Below are 20,735 nucleotides of genomic sequence, written 5' to 3'. Positions count from 1 at the left end.
TTTGTAACTAACCGATAGTTAGAAATATGGAGAAGCAAGCAATTTCGGTTCCCGAAGCCATCCGAATCCGCCGCACCGTCCGCCACTACCGTCCCGATCCGGTCCCTGCGCCGATTCTCGACGAACTGCTGGATCTGACCATGCAGGCACCCAGCGCCTGGAATATGCAAGACCGCTCGGTCGTCGTCGTGACCAGCGAATCCGGCCGCAGGGAACTGTCCGCGGCCGCCTTCGGTCAGCGGCAGCCACTCGAGGCGCCGGTCACGTTCGTTTTCGTCGCCGACAGCACGGCGTGGGAATCCGCCAACACCGATATCGCGGAACAGGCCCGCCGCAACGGGGCGTGGAACGCCGAGTTCGCCGACCTCTTTCACAGCCGCGCGGAGTACCACGAGCTACGCCGACGCGATCTGCTGCGGGAGAACGCCGTGAAGAACGCCATGATCGCGGCCACCTACACCACGCTCGCCGCGACCGCACTCGGATTGGCCTCGGCGCCGATGAACGGATGGGATCCCGACCTGGTCAAGAAGGCGATCGGTATCGACGACCGCCCAGAGCTCGCCATTGCCGTACTCGTAACTGTCGGCTACAGCGACGCCATACCCCCGCACCCGGGACGCCGCGCCGTCGAACGCACCGTCTTCCTGGAGCGATTCGCCGCCTGAGCGGGCGGCGGGCAGGCGCTCGTCACCTGCCCGCCGCCCACCTCGACGCCGCTGCGCAGCGGGTCATCGGAGCGACCGAGACCAGGGCAGCGGTTGCCGAACCCGGTGCGCCCGCCAGGACGAATCTCGTTGCTATAGATGCGATCTCATCCGATTCCGGACATCGCAATAATGCCTATGAATAATTTCGCTGTGCGCAATCGTGCCGCGATGGGGTGCGTACCGCGGCTGCGGCGCCCAGGCTCATCCGCCACTCTCGCCATGCCGCGCTTCTCGGCCACGTTGCGAAGCTGCCGCACCTACGGCCCGAGCAGCGACTTCAGGTCCGGCAGGTTGCCGATTCGCTGGGTCGCCGGCCGTTCCGGTGCGTCGGTCTGCGGCGAGCCGGTTTCGCGCAATCGGGTTCGCACCTCCCCGGGTGTCTTCCGACCGGCGGCGGCGCCGCTCATACCCTGATAGCTCGCGACCGCGCCGGTCACTATCGGGGACGCGCTCGAGGTTCCGCTGAATACGTCGGTGTACCAAAGGTCTTCGTCGGAGCCGCCTTGCAAGTCGCCGTAGCCGGTGGTGGTGGCCTCAAGTCCCCACCCCTGCGCGTCCACACGCTCGCCGTAGTTGGAGAAGGACAGCCGGGAGCGGGCCGGGCCGTGGTCGCGGCCGTGGAATCCTGGTGGCGGTGCGCCCGCGCCGACGATGATCGCCCCGGAATCGGCCGCGCCACCGCGGAACGGGTTCTGCCATGTGGCCGGGAACTCCGGGGGCGGAGTGTCATACAGCGCGGCGTCCAGATCCTCGGCGCCATTGCCGGCCGCCTCGACCACGATCACGCCCTTGCCGATTGCGTACCGGATCGCGGCCAGGTCGTCGGGCCACCATTCGACCGGGATGTAGCCGCGCTGGTCGGGTCTGCCCGCGTAGTCGAATCGCGGGCCGGGACGGTGCACTTCGAGCAGGATCACGTCGCCGGGGCACAACACGTCCGCGGCCGAACGGATCGCAGACGCCGATCCGGACCCGAAGATCGACACCGCCCGGATGTGCGCTTCCGGCGCGATGCCGGTGATGCCGTAGGCGTTGGCGTCACCACTGATCGCGCCCGCCACGGCGGTGCCGTGGTCGCGCCAGCCCCGGTCCGGTGGCGGCGTGCCGCCGATGACCCCACCCTGGTTGGCGTGCAAATCCTCGTGGGTGAACCGCCAGGCTCCCTCGACATCCACCACCCGCACGCCCGCGCCGCGTCCCCCGGGAACCGTCCAGGCCCAGCGCGCGTCGATCCCCTGCGGCGCGGCGTCCAGATATCCTTGGCGCTCCGCGAAATTCGGGGTCACCGAGGGTGCCTCGACTGCGGACCTCGCCGTGACCGTCACGATGCCTTCCGGCGCGATCGGTGGCTCGGCGGGCGGTTTCACATACGCTGCCGCCACGGCGTCGTCGTCGCGCAGCAGAGCGGCGAGCTCGTGGAGCTCGCCGCCGACGCCGCGGACATAGAAGTAGGTGAGGTAGTCCGCGCCGGTTGGCTCATGCGGCGTGCCGCTGAGCCGACCCCGTAACCGGTTGGCCGATCCGAAGATGCGCACCAGTTCACCACCCTCCGGAAGCCGCGTGCCCACGTGCGACTGCACGCTGTGGCTCTCGCGGAGGGCGATCGGTGTGATCGCGGCGTCGGCGGCGTAGGTGACCACGATCAGTTCGGCGGGCGATCGTGGCTTGGGATGCTGGGATGCCATGGTGCACAGTCAACCTGGAGAGCACGCCCGTCGCCACTGCGCTCACCCGTCCACGACGCGGTCGGCATCCCGGGCAACATGACCGCACGCGGGCTGATGGCCGTGACGCTGAGAACTTCCATCGCGCCGATCGCGATGAGGCACAGTCCGGCCACCCAGCCGATCGCGTCCAGTGAATCGAACGGCAGCGCACCGACGATCACGCCGAGCGTCAGCGTGACCAGGCCGAACACTTCGTGCCGACCCCGCCCGGGCAGGTCGTCGACCCATACCGCCACGGTGGCGTGGCAGATTCCGCGAATCGCCCAGGCGAGCCCGATCCAGAACGCCAGCAGCAGCGCCGAATTGCCGCCCGCGAAACACAGCATCGCCAGCAGAGCGGACATGACGCCGCTGATCAGCACCAGCGCGCGCAGGGCCGTGGCGACCCGGGCGCTCACCGCCAGGATCATCTGGAACACACCGTTGAGCAGAAGATAGCCGCCGGACAGCAATTCCGCTGTCGGTAGCGACTTGTGCGGCCACACCGCTAGTGCCACACCCACGATCATCGAGCAGGCGCCGACCACCAGTACCGACTGCCGGGCGCCGCCGGCCAGTGGTTCCGTACGCCCTTCCACCACAGTTTCGGGCATAGCTACATGATATGACCGACATTGGTTAGCGAACCGTTTGCCTCGCTATAGCACCAACTTTCGTTCCGGCCGTCTGCGCTCAGTGCGCCGCCTCCGGAACTCGGCTATCGCCGATGGCCGAGGACTGCCCGCCGCGATGCGGCGAACGTTGCTGAGGTCTCCGCCTGATCTGCGCCGAACTTCGGCCCGAAATACCCGGCGAAGGAGACGAACCCCACGCGAGGTATTTTGTCATCGAGCCGCCAGGTAGGACGAGCATGGCGGGCACCGATCGTTTGGTGAGTGCTCTTGTGCCATTCAGGGGTCGGTTGACACACGCGACCCGCTCTCCTGACGGGATGTCGGTGCGGAACGGTCGATGGTCCGCCTGAGCGAATCGCCGTGTGGAGTTGGGTGTGTCCGCGATCGGCGTGATCACGCGTCTTGGGAGTCCCCCGGTTCGGTAACGGGTGAATTGCGGCGTCTCTCGGCGAGGAGTTCGTCGAGTTGGGTTTCGGCGCGTTCGGCGCGAGCGAGGGTTTGGGCGCGCGCTTCGTCGAGTGCCGCGAGGCGCTGGGCGGCTTCGGTGCGGACCTTGTCGATCGCCGCGGCGGCTTCGGTGCGGGCCGCGGCGAGGTCGGCGGCCGCGATGCGGCGGATTTCGGTGAGTTCGGCGCGGGTGGCATCGAGTTCCGCTCGTACTCTGCGCCATTCGGCGCGTGCTTCGTTGGCGGCTTCGGCTCGTTCGGCGGCCGCCTGCTCGGCGCGCTCGATCGCGCGTTCGGCGTCGGCCGCGCGCTGGACGGCGAGGTCGCGTTCGGAGTGAGCCGCCCTGACCTGTGCGGACGCTTCGCGCTGAGCCTGCGCGATCTCGGTGTCCGCGCGGCTCTCCGCGCGCTGGACCTGCTCGGCCGCATCGTGTTTGACGCGTTCGATTTCCTCGGCTGTCTCTTGGCGCACGGCGCGGTTCTGGGCTTCGGCATCGCTGCGCGCGACGAACACGTCATCGGCTGCCTGCTTGGTCACTCGTTCCACTTCGAGCAACGCGGCGTCGCGCGCCGAGTTCGCCTGGGCGATAAGCTCTTCGGCCCGTTCGGCGGCAGTCGCGGCGTCGTCGGCCGCCGACTCGGCGAGCGCCCGCGCTTCCTGCGCCTCTCTGCGTGCCTGTTCGGCCGCCACCGCGGCGACCTCGGCCTCGGCGATCCGCCGCGCCGCGTCCGCATGCACCGCTTGGACCTGTGCCTCGGCAACGGATGGGTCGGCGAGCGTGGACAATTCCGCGACCGCGGCATTCAACGTGGTGTTCAACTGACCGGCGAGCGATCGGAACTCCGTGAGCAGCTCATCGGCACGCAACCGCGCGGCGGTCACCGGCCCCTGCTGCGTCACAGTGACAGCAGCGGCGGGCGCCTCCGACTCCTGTTGCCGCCGTTGCCGCTCGCGCCACGCACGCCACCGCGTGTGGTCCGGATGGTCGCAGTACTCCGACGGCCGACCGGGTCCACCTCCCCGCGTGAGAGGACGAGAGCAACCCGGGTAGTTGCACAGATTCGACACGCCGGAATCGTAGCGTTGGTTTCGTCATTTCCAACGGATCGACACGAAACGAAATCCTGCGACTCGCTCAGATTCATCCCGGCTTCTGACCTCCGATAAGTGAACCTTATCGGATGTCAGAGTCACACAAGGCGACCATTCCGACTGCTGGCAATACGTTTTCGTTTCGTTGGTGACAACGAAACATAACTCTAACGAAAAGGGGTAAAAACTGTGCACCTTCTCCCCCGCCAACGGATGTCAGCACTGACGAGAAAGTGGCCGATGCTCGCTCCGGCGAGACAGGGCCGAATCTCAGCTGAGGTATTGAGGACGTCTGCGTGCTGACGAGAGCAGCGCTGCTGCGTCACATGGACCTAACAGAGACACGAAGCCGGATTCGTCACGGTGACGGGTGCGGAGCGTCGCCTCGGATGGCAGTAGCCACCCCGGATCGCGGAGAAGATCAACGCACCCGTCGGGCCGTTTCGGAGTCAGCGGAATTTTCCGGGCAGGTGCTGGTCGGGACATCGGCCAGAAACCGAATCCGTCGCCGTACGGCCGGGGCTGAGAGTTGATTGCTCGGCGGATACGAATTCCGCTGCCTGCCAAGCCGTGAGGTGTGCGGCGATGCGGTCGAGCAGTGTGCCGAGACCGAACAGTCGATATCTCCGAACCAGCGGCCGGGGTGCTGCCGATCCGTCGCAACGGGATGCCAGGCCGCCCTGCTGGCCAAGGAACGCAACTGGCTCTGACCCGCCGCGAGCAGCCTGGAATTCCCTGCGTCCCGCTACGTCCGCACGCCCGGGCGGACCATGGACAGCTGGTGTTTGCCGTCGATATCGCCACCCGCACGATCTGCGCTGGAGTGCTGCGGCCGGTCGGGGCGAAAAGCTGTTCACCCGATGCTGATTCTGGCGCGGATGACGGTTCCCGAGCCGATGCGACCGGGCTGGGAGCCAGGCGCCGGCGAAGTCGCGGATCTCGGCTGTTCGTGAAGTCCGGTAGCATCACTGCGGCACACCCGTGGACCGACGCCGCGACACCCCTACTGGACGACCCGACATGGCACTCGACTCCGACATCGACGCGGCACTGGCTGGCCTCGGCGATAGGCGTGGCAGCATGGTTCCGTTCGCCGGCACCTGGTCCCTTGCACCGTATCCCCACACCCAATTGGCCGATGGCCGCGCCTGCACCGTCCTCGCTGACGACGACGGGCTACAGACCCTGGTCGTCGCCGACGACGGCGAAGTCCTGATCGTGACCGACGACGGTACAGAGCTGGTCAACACCACCATCGAGCGCTTCGCCGCGTGCGCCCGCGCCTACGCCGAGGCCCGCAAGCAAGCCCGCCACATCGACGAGGACGACGAGGCATTGGAAGCGCACGGAGAACAGACCCTCGCCACGCTCCGCGGCATCGACCCTGCTGCTGTCGCCGGCGAGAACCAGTTCTGGTCCGTCGCCGCTGAGGAACTGGGCTACGGCCTCACCATCTGACAGGATCAGCGCGTCGCAATAGCGGCGATGAGAAACCGCTGCCGACATCCATGGACCACATGGACAGAGTCATCCTCGACAGTCGCACACGCGAGAACAAGAACTCCTGTCAGGCGTATCGCAGATCGGCCCTGGTGATCAGGCCGTCGGTGATGTCGAAGCGGTAGGTGGCGCGGAAGCCGTCGCCGCTTCCGCGTCGGAAGCGCAGGAGCATGGTGGTGCCACCGGCGCGCGGGGAATGGCCGAGCAGGGTGTAGACGCCGCCGATGACCTCGTCGGCGGCCCAACGGCGGATCGCCTCCCGGCCGCGGATCTCGCGGGAGACGTCGGTGACGGTGGCGTCCGGCGTGAACGCGGCCGCGACGGCGTCGTCGTCCCGGGCGGCCACCGCGTCCAGGTATCGCTGCGCGGCCGGGTCCAATGACCCGGCGTCGAACGAGTACGCCGGGGGTTCCGTGGTACCGGCGGCCGACGGCTCGTCAGCACAGGCGGCGACCATGCCCGCGGCGATCGCGACGACCGCGACGGCGGCGAGGGTTCTCATGGCAGGAGGCCGCGATTGCCGTCGCCCCACATCGCCGTCATCACCACACCGCTGATCCGCCAATCGACTCCGATACGCACGAGATCGAATCGGTACGTGCCACCCAGTGTCCACAGCGACGCGCCGAGCGCCTCTGACCTGCGGTGGGTGGCCTGGAAGGAGGCGGTGCACACCGCCCGGTCGCCGTCGACGGTGACCAGGTGATTGCCGAGCAGGTGCTGGGTGGCCTCCAGCCCGCCGAGCGTGTCCTGCCACGCGGCGACGATCTGCGCCGGAGTCAGAGTGACCGGTTCACCGCCGGTGAGGCTGGTGTAATCCAGCCTCACCTGGTCGGCGAATACGGCGGCGAGCTGGTCCCATTCGCGATGATCGGCATGCCAGGCCATGCGGGTGCAGGTGTCGATGACGTCCAGTCGATCCATACGGCTCATGCTGCCCACCTGCGCACCGCGAGCGAAACGGAAAAGGCTGCACGACCGGGTGCAGGAACCTGCATCCGTTGGCGCGAACGGGGCGAGTAGTACAAGAATTGGTGCAATGATTCTCGTGACAGGAGCGACCGGCAATGTCGGCGCGGAAGTTGTGCAGGCTTTGGCCGCGGCCGGAGAACCGGTGCGGGCGCTGGTGCGCGATCCTCAGGGTGCCGCTGTGCCCGAGGGTGTCGAAGCGGTGGCAGGCGATCTCACCTCGCCCGACACGCTGAGTTTCAAGCAGGTACGGGCGCTGTTCCTGCTGCCTGGTTATCCGGGAGTCGCGCAGGCGGCCGCGAAAGCGGGTGTCGAGCACATCGTGCAGCTCTCGGGCGTTTCCGCGGGTACCGGTGACGCCTCCAACGCCATCACCCGCTACATGATGACCTCCGAGCAGGAGGTCACCGAATGCGGTGCGGCGTGGACGATTCTGCGGCCGTGCGCGTTCGCCTCCAATGCCCTGCGCTGGCTTCCTCAGCTGCGCGGCGGAAATGTGGTTCGTGCGCCGTTCCCCGAGGTTCGCACCGCCAGCCTGGATCCGCACGACCTCGGCGCGTTGGCCGCCACTGTCCTGCGCGGAAACAGCCACAAAGGCGAAATCCTCTGGCCCACCGGCCCGGAGCCGCTCACGCCCGCCCAGCAGGTGGCGATCCTGGCCGAGGCGATCGGCCGCGACCTCAGCTGCCAGGGCCTCACCGATGACGAGGCCCGCGCCGAGATGCTGGAAACCACTCCGGTGGAGTACGTGGATGCCTTCTTCGACTTCTACGTGAACGGGGCCATCGACGAATCCATCGTCCGCCCAACGGTGGAGGAGATCCTCGGTCGCCCGCCGCGCACGTTCGGACAGTGGGCCGTCGCCCACGCCGACGCCTTCCGCTGATCATCCGGTGGCGGCCCGGAATTATGGGACCCGCCACCTCCGGATGCGGGGTGAGGACGGTAGAAACCGATTCCGGCCAGAAGTCGCCATGCCCCTTCGAACTGTCACTGTGACGCTTGGGAATTCGGGGGCTCAGGGACTCATTGTCGGCCAGAAAGGGCAACTTGGTTCTGTACGGTGCCGAAGGCCCCGGTTGAGCGTGCCGTAGGGTGAAGTCGCGCGCCGAATACCTTGGTGCGGGTATGCCAGTCGCCGACGTGAACGCGGGAGCCGAGACATGGACGATCGATCCACCGTCATCGCGGTCCCCGAGTCGGTGCGCACGGAGCTGCGCCGCGGGGTCCGCAGTGTATTGGTCGACGCCGCCGCACTGCGCCTGGTGCGGGATCGCTTCGACGACGATCAGGCCGGTTCGCTGCGCCGGTACCTCGAAGCGTCCCAGTCGGCGAACACGGTGCGCGCCTATCGCGCCGACTGGGTTGCCTGGGCGGCTTGGTGTGCCGCCGAAGGCCGACAGGCGCTGCCCGCTGATGCGCTCGACTTCGCCGTCTACCTGGCGGCGGCCGCCGACGCGCGTCGCGATGCGGGCGGATGGGCGTTCAGTCCGGCGACGTTGGAGCGAAAGTCGGCCGCCATCGCGGCGGTTCACGCGGCCAACGGACTGCCGTCGCCGACGCGCTCGGATGTGGTGCGGCTGACCCTGCGCGGTATCCGCCGCACCCGCCGCACCCAGCCCCGGCGTAAACGTCCGGTGCTGCTGCACACTCTCGACCAACTCCTGGGCGGGCTTCCCGATCCGGGCTGGCCCACCGAACCCGCCCGCCGCCGGGACGCGCTCGCACTGCTCATCGGTTTCGCCGGAGCCCTGCGCCGCAGCGAACTCGCCGGACTGCGGATAGGCGACGTCGAGGTGAGCACCGACCACGGCACCGGCGAACCGATCCTGCTGATCCGCCTGCCCGCCACGAAGACCGACCCCACCGGCGCGGCGCAGCAGCGCGTGGCCCTCCCGCGCGGCCGCCGCCCCGCCACCTGCCCGGTCTGCGCTTTCGCCGACTGGCTGCGTCTGCGCGAAATACATGTCGTCGCAGGAACTTCCGGTGTCCGCAGCTGGCTGTCCGAGCTGGCTACCGGTTCTCCCGACATCCACCGCTGCCACGGCTTCACCGGCACCCGCATCGACCCGGACCTTCCCCTCTTCCCCGCCATTACGCGGCACGGAACCATCGCCGACCACGCCATGTCCGGTCGCGCGGTCGCCGAACTGGTCAAGCGCTATGCCGCCCGCGCCGGTCTCGACCCCGACCTCTTCTCCGGCCACTCCCTGCGCGCCGGATTCGCCACGCAGGCCGCGCTCGGCGGCGCCAGCGACCGCGAGATCATGCGCCAGGGCCGATGGTCCAACCCGCGCACCGTCCACGGCTACATCCGGACGGCAAACCCTCTGGAAGACAACGCGGTCACCAAACTCGGCCTGTGACGTTGCAAGTACCCCTCGCCGCGGGCCTGCTCCACCAACTCCTGCGCGATCCGGACATCCAACCACCTGTTCGGCATCACCTCCACCCCCAAAGTTCCTGACAGTCCCGCCACTGATGGCGATGCTTCCCAGATCATCGCGTCCGGCCTTCCGGAGGCGGCCGGTCCGCCACGCGAGATTCCTCATGCCGAGACCGAATCAGCTGCCGCACAGGACAACGCCGCGCCAGGCCGATAATCGGTCCTCTGGCGACCGGCGAGATCGACCCAACCGCCCATCCGCCGGGCACAGGTGGCTTCCGGCGCTCGGGCACCTGCCCCGCCGACATGCTCCAGCGAAGGCGTGATCACCGCCTCGGCCGCGAGTGCCCGGACAACTGGCCCGAGCACAACCCCTACGGCCAGCCACACCGCTGGTGTACCGAGGGACGGCGGGCGGTTGGGTATGTCTCATAATTCTCTGAAGGAGATCGGAATACCCTCCCACGTGTCGGAGCCTTCGTCACCGCCCGGAATTCCGTACATCACCTCATCCGGATTCCCGTTCGTCCGATTGTTCTGCCACGAGACAATCAGATTCTGCCTGCTCGGGCGTAGGTTGTGCCTGTGGATGGTCGTCGTCGACGCGCCGATGTCGGTCCACCACCACTGGATGCAGTCGGCCACGCCTTCATGCCTGTCGACTGCAGTTGCCTGCCCGCCTTGCGCGGCGCCGGCGAACGCCGCCACTGAGATGGCGGCGGCCACAAGGATTACCGCCAGCCTGCTTGTCGAGGTCACGTTCTGGATCCCTATCTGTCACGAATCTCGTTGTGAACTCAGTTGTAATGCCTTCCCGCGCCTGGAGACCGCTATGGCCCCGCGAATGTCACCGCGACAACAGGCAACGCCCGCGGCCTCGTTCGGAAACCGGGCCTCGACCTCGAAGAACTCAACAGAAACTCGATCGCACATGTCGCCGACTTCAAGGGCCAACCCGGTCGGCGGCCGCTGACCTATGACGAGGTCCCCACCACGAATCCCGGTACCGTTCGAACGACAAATAATGCACGGATGCAATACCGCTAATTCATGGGAATGAATTGCATTTTTCGGCCGTGCACGGGGTCCACCTGCCTCGCGGGCACGTCTCCTGAGTTTTCGGGCCCGGCACCGATGTCGCCGCACGTCGCCATGGCCAGCGGCCCGGCCGCACAGTCTGCGGCCGGAGGGGAACACGGTGGTCCATTGTGACATCTATCCCATTGTGCAAAACGGCATTTCATGGCCTGCGCCAATCGAGTCGGCTCTGCCCACCGTAACCATGGGATATGACAGAACGAGTGCGTTGATTTGAACTGAAGGTCCCCGTTCGACTTTCCCGTTTGCGCGAAGCGGCATTTTATGTCCGCTGCGGCAGACCGATACCGTCGAATTCATGGAGTGGAATTTTCGGTCGGCCGAAGAGCTCGCGGCCGCATTGCGTGCCGGTGAGGTGACCTCGGCGGAACTGACCGACGAAGCGATCGCCCGTATCGAGCGGGACGACAAGGTGATCAACGCGATCTGTGTGCGGACCTTCGACCATGCGCGGGCCGCCGCGCACCGTGCCGACCAGGCGCGCGCCCGCGGCGAGGACCGGCCGCTGCTCGGCATACCGGTGACGGTCAAAGAGAGCTACAACATCGCCGGGCTGCCCACCACCTGGGGCATACCGGCACAGCGAGACTATGTGCCTGCCGAGGACGCGGTACAGGTGTCGCGGCTGAAGGCCGCCGGCGCTGTGGTGCTCGGTAAGACCAATGTGCCGTTGATGCTGCGAGATATCCAGAGCTTCAACGAGATCTACGGCACCACCAACAATCCGTGGGATCACGGCCGCACGTCGGGTGGGTCGTCCGGCGGTTCGGCGGCGGCCCTGGCGGCCGGATTCGGCGCGCTGTCCATCGGCTCCGACCTCGCCGGTTCGCTGCGCACCCCCGCGCATTTCTGCGGTGTATACGCGCACAAGCCGACACTCGGGCTGGTGGCGACCCGGGGTATGGCCGCGCCGCCCGCGCTGGCTTTGCCGGTCGACCTCGACCTTGCTGTTGTCGGTCCGATGGCGCGCACCGCCCGCGACCTCGCGCTGCTGCTCGACGTGATGGCCGGACCGGACCCGCTGACCCACGGCGTCGCCTACGACGTCGCACTGCCGTCCGCGCGCCACGAGCGGCTGTCGGACTTCCGTGTCCTGATCATCGAGGACCATCCGCTGATTGCGACCGGATCGGCGGTGCGGGCGGGCGTGAACCGGGTCGCCGACGCGCTCCTCGACGAGGGCGCCCGCGTCGAACGGCGCAGTCCGCTGCTGCCCGATCCGACCGAAGCGGCGACGCTCTACATGCTGCTGATGCTGTCGAACGCCGCCGCAGGTATTTCCGTCGACGTGTACGAACACCTGCAGACCCAGGCCGCCGCCCTGAGCGCGGACGACCGGCGTCTCGATGCGGCGCGGCTGCGCGGCATGGTGCTCAGCCACCGCGACTGGGTCGAGGCGAACAACCGGCGGGAGCTGCACCGCCACGGCTGGCGGCAGCTGTTCGCCGAGTTCGATGCCGTGGTGTGCCCCATCACGCCCACTCCCGCCTTCCCGCACGACCACAACGGAGGTCTGGAGAACCGGCACATCGACATCGACGGCGTCGAGTACCCGTACTTCGACCAGCTCGTCTGGGCCGGTCTGGCGACCATGCCCGGCCTGCCCGCCACCGCCATACCGGCGGGCCGCTCACCCGAGGGCCTGCCGGTGGGAGTGCAGCTCATCGGTCCGATGTTCGAGGACCGCACCCCGCTGCGGCTGGCCGAACTGCTCGAGCAGAAGATCGGCGGCTTCCAGGCACCGTAGTTCGCGCACCGAATCAGACCAGTGCGTCGGCGTCGGTGCTCGGCCGCCGCCAGGCCTGCGCACTCGCGCTCAAGAGGCCACCAGTCCTCGCTGCTCGGGTCGCCGAGCGGGAGCCACTTGTCCAGTAGTGCGCGTTGCCCGTCCGTGACGTGCTCGACACCGCGAGACGCGCACCTAGGCTCTACGAGAGCTGAAAAAATCGGAGGGCGATGTCGAGAATCTGTGACTGGCTCCGTCCCCGTGGTGAATGCGATCGACATGGGTCGCACCAGCACCGAGGAGAAACACCATGGCCAAGTACTTGCTGCTCAAGCACTACCGCGGCGCCCCGGCTCCGGTCAACGACGTGCCGATGGACAAGTGGACGCCGGAGGAGGTCTCGGCCCACATGCAGTACATGCGTGACTTCGCGGCCCGGCTCGAAGAGACCGGCGAGTTCGTCGACGGTCAGGCGCTCGCCCCCGAGGGCACGTTCGTCCGGTACGACGGCGAGGGTCGCCCGCCGGTCACCGACGGTCCGTTCGCCGAGACCAAGGACCTCATCGCCGGCTGGATGGTGATCGACGTCGACAGCTACGAGCGCGCCATCGAGCTGGCCGGGGAGCTGTCGGCCGCCCCCGGGGCGGGCGGGAAGCCGATCCGCGAGTGGCTCGAGGTGCGCCCGTTCCTGACCGCGCCGCCCACCATCACGGAGTGAGCCTGGAATGAACGAGGCCCTGCTCCGGAGCCTCACGCCGAGTGTGCTCGCGATCCTCGTCCGCCGCGGAGCCGATTTCGCGGCGGCCGAGGACGCCGTGCAAGACGCGCTGGTCGAGGCGGTCCGCGTGTGGCCTGTCGATCCGCCGCGGGATCCGAAGGGCTGGCTGGTGACCGTGGCCTGGCGCAAGTTCCTGGACGCGACCCGGGCCGACGCCGCCCGCCGACGGCGGGAGGAACTCCTCGACGAGGAGTCGGTACCCGGGCCCGCGCCCGCGGTGGACGACACGCTCCAGCTCTACTTCCTGTGCGCGCACCCGTCGCTGACTCCGGCGTCAGCGGTCGCGCTGACGCTGCGCGCCGTCGGCGGTCTGACCACCCGCCAGATCGCCCAGGCCTACCTGGTGCCCGAGGCGACCATGGCGCAGCGCATCAGCCGGGCCAAGCGCACCGTCGCCACCGTGCGGTTCGACCAGCCCGGCGACGTCGCCACCGTGCTGCGCGTCCTCTACTTGGTCTTCAACGAGGGCTACTCCGGCGACGTCGACCTCGCCGCCGAGGCCATCCGGCTCACCCGGCAGCTCGCGGCGGCGATCGACCACCCCGAGGTGGCGGGGCTGCTCGCCCTCATGCTGCTCCACCACGCCCGGCGCGCCGCCCGCACCGCGCCCGACGGCAGCCTGGTGCCGCTCGCCGAGCAGGACCGCAGCCGGTGGGACACCGGGTTGATCGCCGAGGGCGTCGCACTCCTGCAGGCGGCCCTCGCCCGCGACCGGCTGGGCGAGTTCCAGGCCCAGGCCGCCATCGCGGCACTGCACGCTGACGCGCCCACCGCCGAGGAGACCGACTGGGTGCAGATCGTCGAGTGGTACGACGAGCTCACGCGCCTGACCGACAACCCGGTCGTCCGGCTCAACCGCGCGGTGGCCGTCGGCGAGGCCGACGGACCGCGCGCCGGCCTGGCGGCGCTCGCCGCGCTGGACGACTCACTGCCCCGCCACGCCGCGGTGGCGGCGTACCTCCACGAGCGCGACGGCGACCTGGTGACAGCGGCACGGCTGTACGCCGAGGCCGCCCAAAAGGCACCCAACCTCGCCGAGCGTGACCACCTGACGCGCCAGGCCGCCCGGCTCAACTCCCGCCGGTGCCGCTGACAGGTCGCGCTCGAAATTTCCCGCAGCACATCACCACCGACGCACGCATAGTCGTCACCCGACCACCGTCACCCGCGCGTATCAGCGCTGGCAGCACATCAATCCGCGCTCACCCTCGTGGTCACAGATCGATCTCCACGTCGCTGATCGGGTAGGCCACGCAGGAGTGGGTGTAGCCGAACCGGTTGTCGGACAGGCGGAGTCTTGCCTCCTCGGCGGTGTGTACTTCGCCCTTGACGATTCGCACTCGGCACAGGCTGCATTCGCCGGAGCGGCACGCGGCTCCGGGGCGAATACCGTTGTCCTCCAAGGCGTCCAGCAGCGGCCGATTCCGCGGGGTGCGGAAGGAGGTGTCGCCGACGGTGACGGTGACCTCGCCGGTCGGGTCGACTCCGGTGGGCCAGTGTGGTTGGGCGGTGGGGTCGCTCGGTGCGCCGTTGGCTTCGAAGCGGATCCGTTTGCGTGGATGTCCGAGTGCGGTCAGTTGCTCGAGGGCGTACGGGTAGAGGGCTCGAGGCCCGCACACGTAGACCATGCGGCCGTCCAACTCGCGCACGAGGGTTTTGATGGTGTCGGCGGTGAGGAATCCGGTGGTCCCGGTCCAGTCGGCATCGGGTTCGGCGATGACGTGGTCGACCGTGATACCGGGGTGCTCGGCGGCGAGCTCGTCCAGCTCGGCGCGGAAGATCACGTCCGAGGCCTGGCGGGAGCCGTAGATCAGGTGGAAGGTCCGGTTCAGGTTCCGGTCGACGATCTCGCGGATCATGCTCATCGCTGGGGCGACGCCGGAGCCGCCGGCCAGGAACACCACGTCGTCGCCGTGGAAGAGCGGGTTGTGGTGGAAGGTGCCCATCGGGCCGGTGGTGGTGAGGACCTGCCCGACGCGGACGGTGTCGATGAGCAGGTTGCTGACGCGTCCGCCGGGGACGCGGCGCACGGTGAGGTCGTATCGGTCGAGCCGGGCGGGGTTGGAGGAGATGGCGTAGGGGCGGCTGGTGCCGTCGAGGAAGACGTTGACGTATTGACCGGCCAGGAACGGTGGCAGCTCGAGTCGGTCGATGCCTGCGAGCCGGAAGGTCTTGGTGGTCGCGGTCTCGTCGATGATCTCGGCGACGACCAGTTGCAGGCGTTCGGGGTGGTAGGCGTCGATGGTGGCGCGTGTTTCGGCGCGGTAGTCGCGGGTGTCGGGCATGCGGGAGTCGATCTCGGCGAGGATCTGCGCCGCGCCGTCGAACCGTTCGGCGAGGGGGTGTCTCATGATGTGCTCCGTTCAGGCGGCCTTGGCGCGCAGCAGGCGGCGGGCGACGCGTGCGCCCGCTTCGAGGGTGGGTTGGAATCCGCCGATGCCCGCCCACGAGCCCGCCAAATGCAAGCCGGGCACATGGGTTTCGCGTTCGCTGTTGCGGAACAGCCAGCCCTCGGTGGCGTCCTGGTCGTAGCCGTAGATGGCGCCGCCCGGATGACCGAGATAGCGCATCATCGTCAACGGCGTTGCGACGTCGACTTCCTCGATGGCGTCACGGATACCGGGGGTGATGGTCTCGCACAGGTCGAGCAGCGTTTCGGCGTAGGCGAATTTGGCGCGCGCGTACTCCGACGGCGCCACGGTGCGCCAGATGTCGGCGTATTGCAGCGTCATCAGGCTGACATGGGTGGCGCCGGCGGGCGCGAACCCGATCGGCGCGACATCGTACGAGCTGACGCAGATGCCGCGCGCCGGTTCGAAGGAACGCCACGCGTTGTAGGTCCGGTCGTCGTCGGTGTCCATGTTCACGAACGTGGTGCTGGTGGTGAACCCGAGTTCGGCCGGTGTGGCGTCCAGGCCCATGTGCAGCACGAACCCGGACACGCCGATGCGCCGGGTGGCCAGGTCGTCGCGCACCGCGGTCGGCACGTCGATTCCCTCGAGCATGCCGTAGGTCGTGGGCAGCGACGCGTTGGACACCACATCGGACGCGGTCACTTCCGCGCCGTCGTCGAGCCGGACTCCCAGGACGCGGCCGTTCTCGGTGAGGATGGCCACGACACCGGTGTTGAACCGCACCTCTCCCCCGGCGGCGAGGAAGGCGTCGAGGATCGCGCTCGACATCGCCTGCGACCCGCCGCGCACATGCCAGGGCTTGAACTCGAAGTAGGCGAACAAGGTCAGCGCCAGGTCCTGGAACCGCAGTTTCGACGGAGGCTGACCGAGATAGGTCCAGTACATGCCGAGGGCGGCCTTGATCCGGTCGTCGTCGAAGTACTCGTCCAGAACGTCCTGCAGTGGCCGCAGCCCGTAGGTGAACAGCATCGGGTCGATCTGCTCGGCCGGCATCCCGCGCATGGCGGCGATCTGCCAGAACGTCACCTGCTTCAGTAGTTCGAAGAACTTCGCCGCACGATCGCGGTTGCCGGGGAACTGTGCCTCGATGGCGTCGATGGCCGCGTCCCAGTCGGCGGGCAGCGTCAGGTCCAGCTGTCCGGGGATCACCGCGCGGTAGAGGTCGTGCTCCTGGACGAATTCGAGCTTGTCGGCGATGCCGAGCTGGGTGAACAAGCCCTCGCGCAGGGAGATCGGCTGTCCTTGCGCACCGACGCCGGACAGCTGGTGCAGCGCTACCTCGAACTCGAAACGCCCCCGGCGGAAGGAAGTTCCGCAACCGCCGGGAATGTTGTGCCGCTCGAGCAGCAGAGTCCGCGCGCCGGCACGCTGCAAGGTGGCGGCGGCGGTGAGCCCGGCATTGCCCGCGCCGATGACGATGGCGTCGAAGTCGCTCATGCTCCGGAGGCCTCGCGCTCGAGCTGTGCGGTGGCCTCGGCTGTGATGCGGTCGAACTGCTCGCCCATCCGGGCGGCCAGCGCCTGCGCGGCCGAGAGCGGGCGCACCATGACCATGAAGTCATCGATTTTGCCGTCCTCGTCGAAGTGCAGGAAATCGCACCCGGTGAGCTGCTTGCCGTCGACGGTGGCCTCGAAGACGAAAGCGTGATCGCGACCGCCCGCGTCGGCGATCTCCCGCACATAGCGGAAGTCCTCGAAGACCCGGATCACCGCGCGCAGGATGGCCGCGGTGATCGCCTTGCCGGGGTACGGCTTGAACGCCACCGGGCTGGTGAACACCACATCGTCGGCCAGCAGCGCCTCGATGGCGGCCTCGTCGCGTGCCTCGACAGCTTCGCGGAAGGGATGCATGCCACGCCTTTCATAGTAAATTAGTTGCCTATATAGCTCGGAGACTATCCAAGCCAATGCTTCACTGTCCAGAGCGGACAGGACAAGAATTTGAATAGACATGTGCTAGCCTGGGCCGATGGCGCTACGTAACGCGGTACTGGCCGCACTCCTGGAAGGCGAAGCGTCCGGATACGACCTGGCCAAGGGCTTCGACGCCTCGGTGGCCAACTTCTGGATGGCCACGCCGCAGCAGCTGTACAAGGAGCTCGACCGCATGGCCGCCGACGGGCTCATCCAGACCCGGGTCGTCCAGCAAGAGCGCCGGCCCAACAAGCGGCTCCACTCCCTCACCCCCGCCGGACGGGCGGCACTGCACCAATTCATCGCCGAACCGGCCAAACCCACCGCCATCCGCGACGAGATGATGGTCAAAGTGCAGGGCATGGACGTGGAGGACGCACCCGCCGTCCGCGCCACGATCGCCGAGCGAATGGAATGGGCGAAGGCGAAACTGGCCCGCTACGAACGCCTGCGGTCGCGGCTGCTGGACGGCCGCAGCGAACAGGCCTATTTGGCCGAAACCGAACGGATCGGCCCGTATCTCACCCTCCTGCGCGGAATCTCCTTCGAACAGGAGAACATCCGCTGGGGCGCATTCGCCCTCTCCGTCATCGACCGGCGCCTCGCGGCACACGTCGAGCAAGACCACCCGGAGCCCGACTCGCGATCGTCTCGGGCCTCAGCCGATTTGGATCCGATCACCTCCGTCTAGTCTGCGCGGATTCGGCGCCGCCGCCTCGCCCACCGCGAGCGTCCGGTGCGATGTGCGCGATCAGACCTGGCCGAGTCCGATCCAGTACATTTGCTGAAGATATGCTGACGGTGTGCTGTCAGTGCCGGCGCCGATGCTGGCCGTCTCCGGACGGCCACCGCCCGAGCGCGGCCGGTGGGCACTGGAGATGAAGTGGGACGGCATCCGCGCCATCACCCGGTGCGGCGACGGGGAATGCCGGTTCCACAGTCGCAACAATCGCGATCTCAGTGGCGCGTTTCCCGAGCTCACCGTCCTGCTGGCGGATCTGGGCGAGCATGGCGAACTATTCCTCGACGGAGAGATCGTCGCTCCCGATCCCACGACGGGAGCTCCGTCGTTCACTCGTCTGCAACGACGCATGCACGTGGTCGCACCGGGAGCGGAATTGCTGCGGCAGTTCCCGGCGCAGTATCTGGCTTTCGATTTGCTGGCCGTCGACGGCGAGTCGATCATGAACCTGCCCTACACCGAGCGCCGCGAACGTCTGGATGACCTCGCCCTCGATCGTCCCCTCGCGCGCACCCCGCCCTACTACACCGACATCGATCCCGCCACGCTGCTGGACGTCGCCCGCGAGCACGGTTTGGAGGGAATCGTCGCCAAGCGCCTCGACTCGGCGTACTACCCCGGCCGCCGCTCTCCGCTGTGGATCAAAACGCCGCTGCGCAAGACGACCGAGGCCGTGGTCGGGGGCTGGCTTCCCGGCGCGGGCCGGTTCTCCGCCACCTTCGGTTCGCTGGTTCTGGGCGCTTACAACGAGCAGCACCAGCTGGCCCACATCGGCAACGTGGGCACCGGATGGACCATGCACGACCGCCGGTCCCTGCAAACCCGCCTCACCGAACTGTCGCGACCGGATTCGCCCTTCGATATCCCGCCGCCCCGCGCTGTCGCCAGGGCCGCCCACTGGGTGGACCCCGTCCTCGTCGCCGACATCGAATATCGCGAAGCAAGCCCTGAGGGCCTGCGCCATCCCAGCTGGCGCGGACTGCGTCCCGACAAATCCCCGCACGAAGCGAAAATGCCTTTATAGGGCTTCTTGTTTCCCGCCAGCCGCACGGTCGATGCGCCGATCGCGGCATGCACGCTCACCGCCCGCGATTGGACCCATTACCTCGCAGCGCACGAACGCCCATCCGACCACCAGCAACCCGATCGCGAACGGAGAAGAACTCACGACGACTTACTCGGAATGCCCTGTAATGCCGAAGAGAGTGCAGGGACCGATTCCGCGAGGACGTGGCGAACATGGCTCACCGCGGATCCGGCGGTGCCTCTGGGCGAGTGAACTCGGTGGTGCTTGCGTTGGATTTCGACGACGATGATCGTGGTATGGGAAACAGTGAGAATGAGCTACCTCGACGTTCGGAAATCGAGGAGGTCTGGCTGCAGGTTATCGCCGGCGGCATGACTCGCGAGGTCGCCCACGATTGGGTTGTGCCCTGGGTCGAAAACGACGACCCGGATTGGGTTCGGCCTGACGATGTGATGGTCGAGGCCGGCCTGCTGTATCTGCATGGCCTGGACATGACGCGAGACTCTGACGCGCCGAATCTGATCAGCCATAGCGGCCCGGGTCTATACGTGTTGTCCGAGGCTGAAGTGGCGGCGAGGCTGGATCACTGGCTGGGTAAGTGCCGCGAGTACGACAGCGATCCGGAGCGTTCCGCCAGAGAGCTCCGGAAAGAGCGCGAAACACCCCGCAGGATCAGGACCGCGCGAATCTCCGATCCGTAGCGCGCCCAGCCACGCGATCGGGCTGGGTAGTCCGTGAGCCCGGTGGGAGTGCACCAGCATGCCGCGTGGCGCGCCGACCGGCCCGGCCACGCCGTAGCGGTATCCATCGGTGGCTACATCCGACCGCCACTCACATGGGAATCATCGGATAAGACGTGACAGCTACGCCTGCTGTGCCTGATCGAGCATGGCGAGGTAGGCGTCGAGCTGGGCCGCGCCGGTGAGAAGGTTGCGGCTGCGCGCGGTCAGCCGGTCTTGCCAGGAGGCGAGGAATGCGCTCAGCGAGTCTGCCCCGCCCGCCTCGCGCAGCGACTCGATGAACTGCGCGACCTGGGACAGCAGGTACCCGCCTCGGCGCAGCTGTCGTGCGATCTCGGCGTCGCGCACGCCCTCCGGTCCGTATTGGCGGTAACCCGTTGCTCGATCGCGTTCCGGGCGCAGGATGCCCTGCGCTTCCCAAGTGCGCAGCGTTGCCGGGTGCACGCCGAGTCGGCGCGCGAGTTCTCCCACGGTCAGTGGTCGCCCCTTGACCGGGGTGGGAGTGGCGGTCGACAGGGTGCCCAGGGCGGTGGCGACCTCGGTACGGGTGCTGCGTTCGGCGAGCAGCGCGACGTGTGCGGCGTCGATGAGCCGATAGGCGGATTCGGTGTCGCCGCGGTTGGTCGCGCGCATGATCTCCATTGCGTGCTGGTGCCCGTGGCCTGCTCGCAACGCGAGGAAGGCGCGCAGCGCCTGCGCGTGCAGGGGCGTGTAGCGCCGGTAACCGGTCTGGGTGCGCTCGGTCGGCGGGAGGACGCCCGCGTTGTCGTAGTTGCGGATCGCCTGTGCGGACAACCCGTGCTCCCGGGCGAGGTCGATGGGCCGCAGCTTGCACCTCCGATTGAGGCTTTG

Annotated in this window: 20 protein-coding genes; 10 read left to right on the top strand and 10 right to left on the bottom strand. The window is 67.7% G+C overall.

The features are described from left to right. Positions 1-26: 26 nt before the first annotated feature. Positions 27-668, top strand: coding sequence for a nitroreductase family protein (locus ON34_RS12345; protein ID WP_040778677.1), 642 nt, complete (start codon positions 27-29; stop codon positions 666-668). Positions 669-967: 299 nt separating this feature from the next. Here the strand turns inward: ON34_RS12345 and ON34_RS12340 are convergent, their stop codons facing one another. From ON34_RS12340 to ON34_RS12330, 3 genes are all read right to left on the bottom strand, one after another. Beyond that, positions 968-2,395, bottom strand: coding sequence for a S8 family peptidase (locus tag ON34_RS12340; protein WP_051022430.1), 1,428 nt, complete (start codon positions 2,393-2,395; stop codon positions 968-970). Then, positions 2,353-3,030, bottom strand: coding sequence for an HdeD family acid-resistance protein (locus ON34_RS12335; RefSeq protein WP_051022429.1), 678 nt, complete (start codon positions 3,028-3,030; stop codon positions 2,353-2,355). The genes ON34_RS12340 and ON34_RS12335 overlap by 43 nt, the downstream gene beginning before the upstream one ends. A 414-nt stretch (positions 3,031-3,444) precedes the next feature. Continuing rightward, on the bottom strand, positions 3,445-4,398 hold the full coding sequence (locus ON34_RS12330; RefSeq protein ID WP_040778676.1) for a coiled-coil domain-containing protein: 954 nt from the start codon (positions 4,396-4,398) through the stop codon (positions 3,445-3,447). 1,212 nt (positions 4,399-5,610) lie between these two features. On the opposite strand from ON34_RS12330, the gene ON34_RS12325 reads away from it, so the two are divergent. After that, on the top strand, positions 5,611-6,048 hold the full coding sequence (locus ON34_RS12325; RefSeq protein WP_218003876.1) for an SUKH-4 family immunity protein: 438 nt from the start codon (positions 5,611-5,613) through the stop codon (positions 6,046-6,048). Between the two features lie 109 nt (positions 6,049-6,157). Here the strand turns inward: ON34_RS12325 and ON34_RS12320 are convergent, their stop codons facing one another. After that, positions 6,158-6,592 (bottom strand): nuclear transport factor 2 family protein, encoded by a 435-nt coding sequence (locus ON34_RS12320; RefSeq protein WP_051022428.1) that lies wholly within the window; start codon positions 6,590-6,592, stop codon positions 6,158-6,160. Further along, on the bottom strand, positions 6,589-7,023 hold the full coding sequence (locus ON34_RS12315) for a nuclear transport factor 2 family protein (protein ID WP_040778674.1): 435 nt from the start codon (positions 7,021-7,023) through the stop codon (positions 6,589-6,591). Before ON34_RS12315 ends, ON34_RS12320 begins: the two co-directional genes overlap by 4 nt. 106 nt (positions 7,024-7,129) lie before the next feature. On the opposite strand from ON34_RS12315, the gene ON34_RS12310 reads away from it, so the two are divergent. Together ON34_RS12310 and ON34_RS12305 are read left to right on the top strand one after the other, a co-directional pair. Further along, positions 7,130-7,945 (top strand): NAD(P)H-binding protein, encoded by an 816-nt coding sequence (locus tag ON34_RS12310; protein WP_040778672.1) that lies wholly within the window; start codon positions 7,130-7,132, stop codon positions 7,943-7,945. Positions 7,946-8,222: 277 nt separating this feature from the next. Further along, entirely contained in the window at positions 8,223-9,425 is a 1,203-nt protein-coding gene (locus tag ON34_RS12305) for a site-specific integrase (protein ID WP_040778670.1), read from the top strand. Between the two features lie 449 nt (positions 9,426-9,874). On the opposite strand, the gene ON34_RS12300 is transcribed toward ON34_RS12305, so the two are convergent. Continuing rightward, the gene (locus ON34_RS12300) at positions 9,875-10,204 is read right to left on the bottom strand and encodes a hypothetical protein (protein WP_157172280.1); all 330 of its coding nucleotides are present in this window, start codon (positions 10,202-10,204) and stop codon (positions 9,875-9,877) included. A gap of 637 nt (positions 10,205-10,841) precedes the next feature. Between ON34_RS12300 and ON34_RS12295 the strand changes: the two genes are divergently transcribed. The 3 genes from ON34_RS12295 to ON34_RS12285 all read left to right on the top strand — a co-directional run bounded on the left by ON34_RS12295 (position 10,842) and on the right by ON34_RS12285 (position 14,140). Next, on the top strand, positions 10,842-12,290 hold the full coding sequence (locus tag ON34_RS12295) for an amidase (RefSeq protein ID WP_040778665.1): 1,449 nt from the start codon (positions 10,842-10,844) through the stop codon (positions 12,288-12,290). A gap of 289 nt (positions 12,291-12,579) precedes the next feature. Further along, on the top strand, positions 12,580-12,987 hold the full coding sequence (locus tag ON34_RS12290) for a YciI family protein (protein ID WP_040778663.1): 408 nt from the start codon (positions 12,580-12,582) through the stop codon (positions 12,985-12,987). 7 nt (positions 12,988-12,994) lie between these two features. Then, positions 12,995-14,140, top strand: coding sequence for an RNA polymerase sigma factor (locus tag ON34_RS12285; RefSeq protein WP_040778659.1), 1,146 nt, complete (start codon positions 12,995-12,997; stop codon positions 14,138-14,140). A 121-nt stretch (positions 14,141-14,261) separates the two neighbouring features. Here the strand turns inward: ON34_RS12285 and ON34_RS12280 are convergent, their stop codons facing one another. Genes ON34_RS12280 through ON34_RS12270 form a run of 3 tightly spaced genes read right to left on the bottom strand, consistent with a single transcriptional unit; the run spans position 14,262 to position 17,311 of the window. Beyond that, entirely contained in the window at positions 14,262-15,398 is a 1,137-nt protein-coding gene (locus tag ON34_RS12280) for a 2Fe-2S iron-sulfur cluster-binding protein (RefSeq protein ID WP_040778657.1), read from the bottom strand. A gap of 12 nt (positions 15,399-15,410) precedes the next feature. Continuing rightward, on the bottom strand, positions 15,411-16,898 hold the full coding sequence (locus ON34_RS12275) for a phytoene desaturase family protein (RefSeq protein ID WP_040778655.1): 1,488 nt from the start codon (positions 16,896-16,898) through the stop codon (positions 15,411-15,413). Next, a complete protein-coding gene (locus tag ON34_RS12270) occupies positions 16,895-17,311 on the bottom strand; it encodes a nuclear transport factor 2 family protein (RefSeq protein ID WP_040778653.1) in 417 nt (138 codons plus the stop codon). The genes ON34_RS12275 and ON34_RS12270 overlap by 4 nt, the downstream gene beginning before the upstream one ends. Before the next feature lie 118 nt (positions 17,312-17,429). On the opposite strand from ON34_RS12270, the gene ON34_RS12265 reads away from it, so the two are divergent. From ON34_RS12265 to ON34_RS12255, 3 genes are all read left to right on the top strand, one after another. Beyond that, complete coding sequence (locus ON34_RS12265) at positions 17,430-18,065, top strand: PadR family transcriptional regulator (protein ID WP_083889350.1); 636 nt, start codon at positions 17,430-17,432, stop codon at positions 18,063-18,065. A 133-nt stretch (positions 18,066-18,198) separates the two neighbouring features. Continuing rightward, positions 18,199-19,140 (top strand): non-homologous end-joining DNA ligase, encoded by a 942-nt coding sequence (ligD, locus tag ON34_RS12260; RefSeq protein ID WP_040778980.1) that lies wholly within the window; start codon positions 18,199-18,201, stop codon positions 19,138-19,140. Positions 19,141-19,391: 251 nt separating this feature from the next. Next, positions 19,392-19,844, top strand: a complete 453-nt coding sequence (locus tag ON34_RS12255; protein WP_040778651.1) for a hypothetical protein — start codon at positions 19,392-19,394, stop codon at positions 19,842-19,844. A gap of 162 nt (positions 19,845-20,006) precedes the next feature. Here ON34_RS12255 and ON34_RS12250 read toward each other — a convergent pair whose 3' ends face one another. Continuing rightward, complete coding sequence (locus ON34_RS12250; protein WP_040778649.1) at positions 20,007-20,711, bottom strand: MerR family transcriptional regulator; 705 nt, start codon at positions 20,709-20,711, stop codon at positions 20,007-20,009. Between the last annotated feature and the right edge of the window lie 24 nt (positions 20,712-20,735).

Source organism: Nocardia pneumoniae NBRC 100136, from assembly GCF_000308755.1.
GTDB lineage: Bacteria > Actinomycetota > Actinomycetes > Mycobacteriales > Mycobacteriaceae > Nocardia > Nocardia pneumoniae.
The sequence above is the reverse complement of the archived record's forward strand: the minus strand, read 5'-3'. Positions and strand labels throughout refer to the sequence as shown.

Excerpts from the sequence above, each read along its gene's own strand:
- ON34_RS12320 (WP_051022428.1), bottom strand. The coding sequence starts at position 6,592 with ATGAGAACCCTCGCCGCCGTCGCGGTCGTCGCGATCGCCGCGGGCATG.
- ON34_RS12295 (WP_040778665.1), top strand. The coding sequence starts at position 10,842 with ATGGAGTGGAATTTTCGGTCGGCCGAAGAGCTCGCGGCCGCATTGCGT.
- ON34_RS12340 (WP_051022430.1), bottom strand. The coding sequence starts at position 2,395 with ATGGCATCCCAGCATCCCAAGCCACGATCGCCCGCCGAACTGATCGTG.
- ON34_RS12275 (WP_040778655.1), bottom strand. The coding sequence starts at position 16,898 with ATGAGCGACTTCGACGCCATCGTCATCGGCGCGGGCAATGCCGGGCTC.
- ON34_RS12310 (WP_040778672.1), top strand. The coding sequence starts at position 7,130 with ATGATTCTCGTGACAGGAGCGACCGGCAATGTCGGCGCGGAAGTTGTG.
- ON34_RS12280 (WP_040778657.1), bottom strand. The coding sequence starts at position 15,398 with ATGAGACACCCCCTCGCCGAACGGTTCGACGGCGCGGCGCAGATCCTC.
- ON34_RS12325 (WP_218003876.1), top strand. The coding sequence starts at position 5,611 with ATGGCACTCGACTCCGACATCGACGCGGCACTGGCTGGCCTCGGCGAT.
- ligD (WP_040778980.1), top strand. The coding sequence starts at position 18,199 with ATGCTGGCCGTCTCCGGACGGCCACCGCCCGAGCGCGGCCGGTGGGCA.
- ON34_RS12270 (WP_040778653.1), bottom strand. The coding sequence starts at position 17,311 with ATGCATCCCTTCCGCGAAGCTGTCGAGGCACGCGACGAGGCCGCCATC.
- ON34_RS12285 (WP_040778659.1), top strand. The coding sequence starts at position 12,995 with ATGAACGAGGCCCTGCTCCGGAGCCTCACGCCGAGTGTGCTCGCGATC.
- ON34_RS12305 (WP_040778670.1), top strand. The coding sequence starts at position 8,223 with ATGGACGATCGATCCACCGTCATCGCGGTCCCCGAGTCGGTGCGCACG.
- ON34_RS12290 (WP_040778663.1), top strand. The coding sequence starts at position 12,580 with ATGGCCAAGTACTTGCTGCTCAAGCACTACCGCGGCGCCCCGGCTCCG.
- ON34_RS12265 (WP_083889350.1), top strand. The coding sequence starts at position 17,430 with ATGGCGCTACGTAACGCGGTACTGGCCGCACTCCTGGAAGGCGAAGCG.
- ON34_RS12335 (WP_051022429.1), bottom strand. The coding sequence starts at position 3,030 with ATGCCCGAAACTGTGGTGGAAGGGCGTACGGAACCACTGGCCGGCGGC.
- ON34_RS12345 (WP_040778677.1), top strand. The coding sequence starts at position 27 with ATGGAGAAGCAAGCAATTTCGGTTCCCGAAGCCATCCGAATCCGCCGC.
- ON34_RS12315 (WP_040778674.1), bottom strand. The coding sequence starts at position 7,023 with ATGAGCCGTATGGATCGACTGGACGTCATCGACACCTGCACCCGCATG.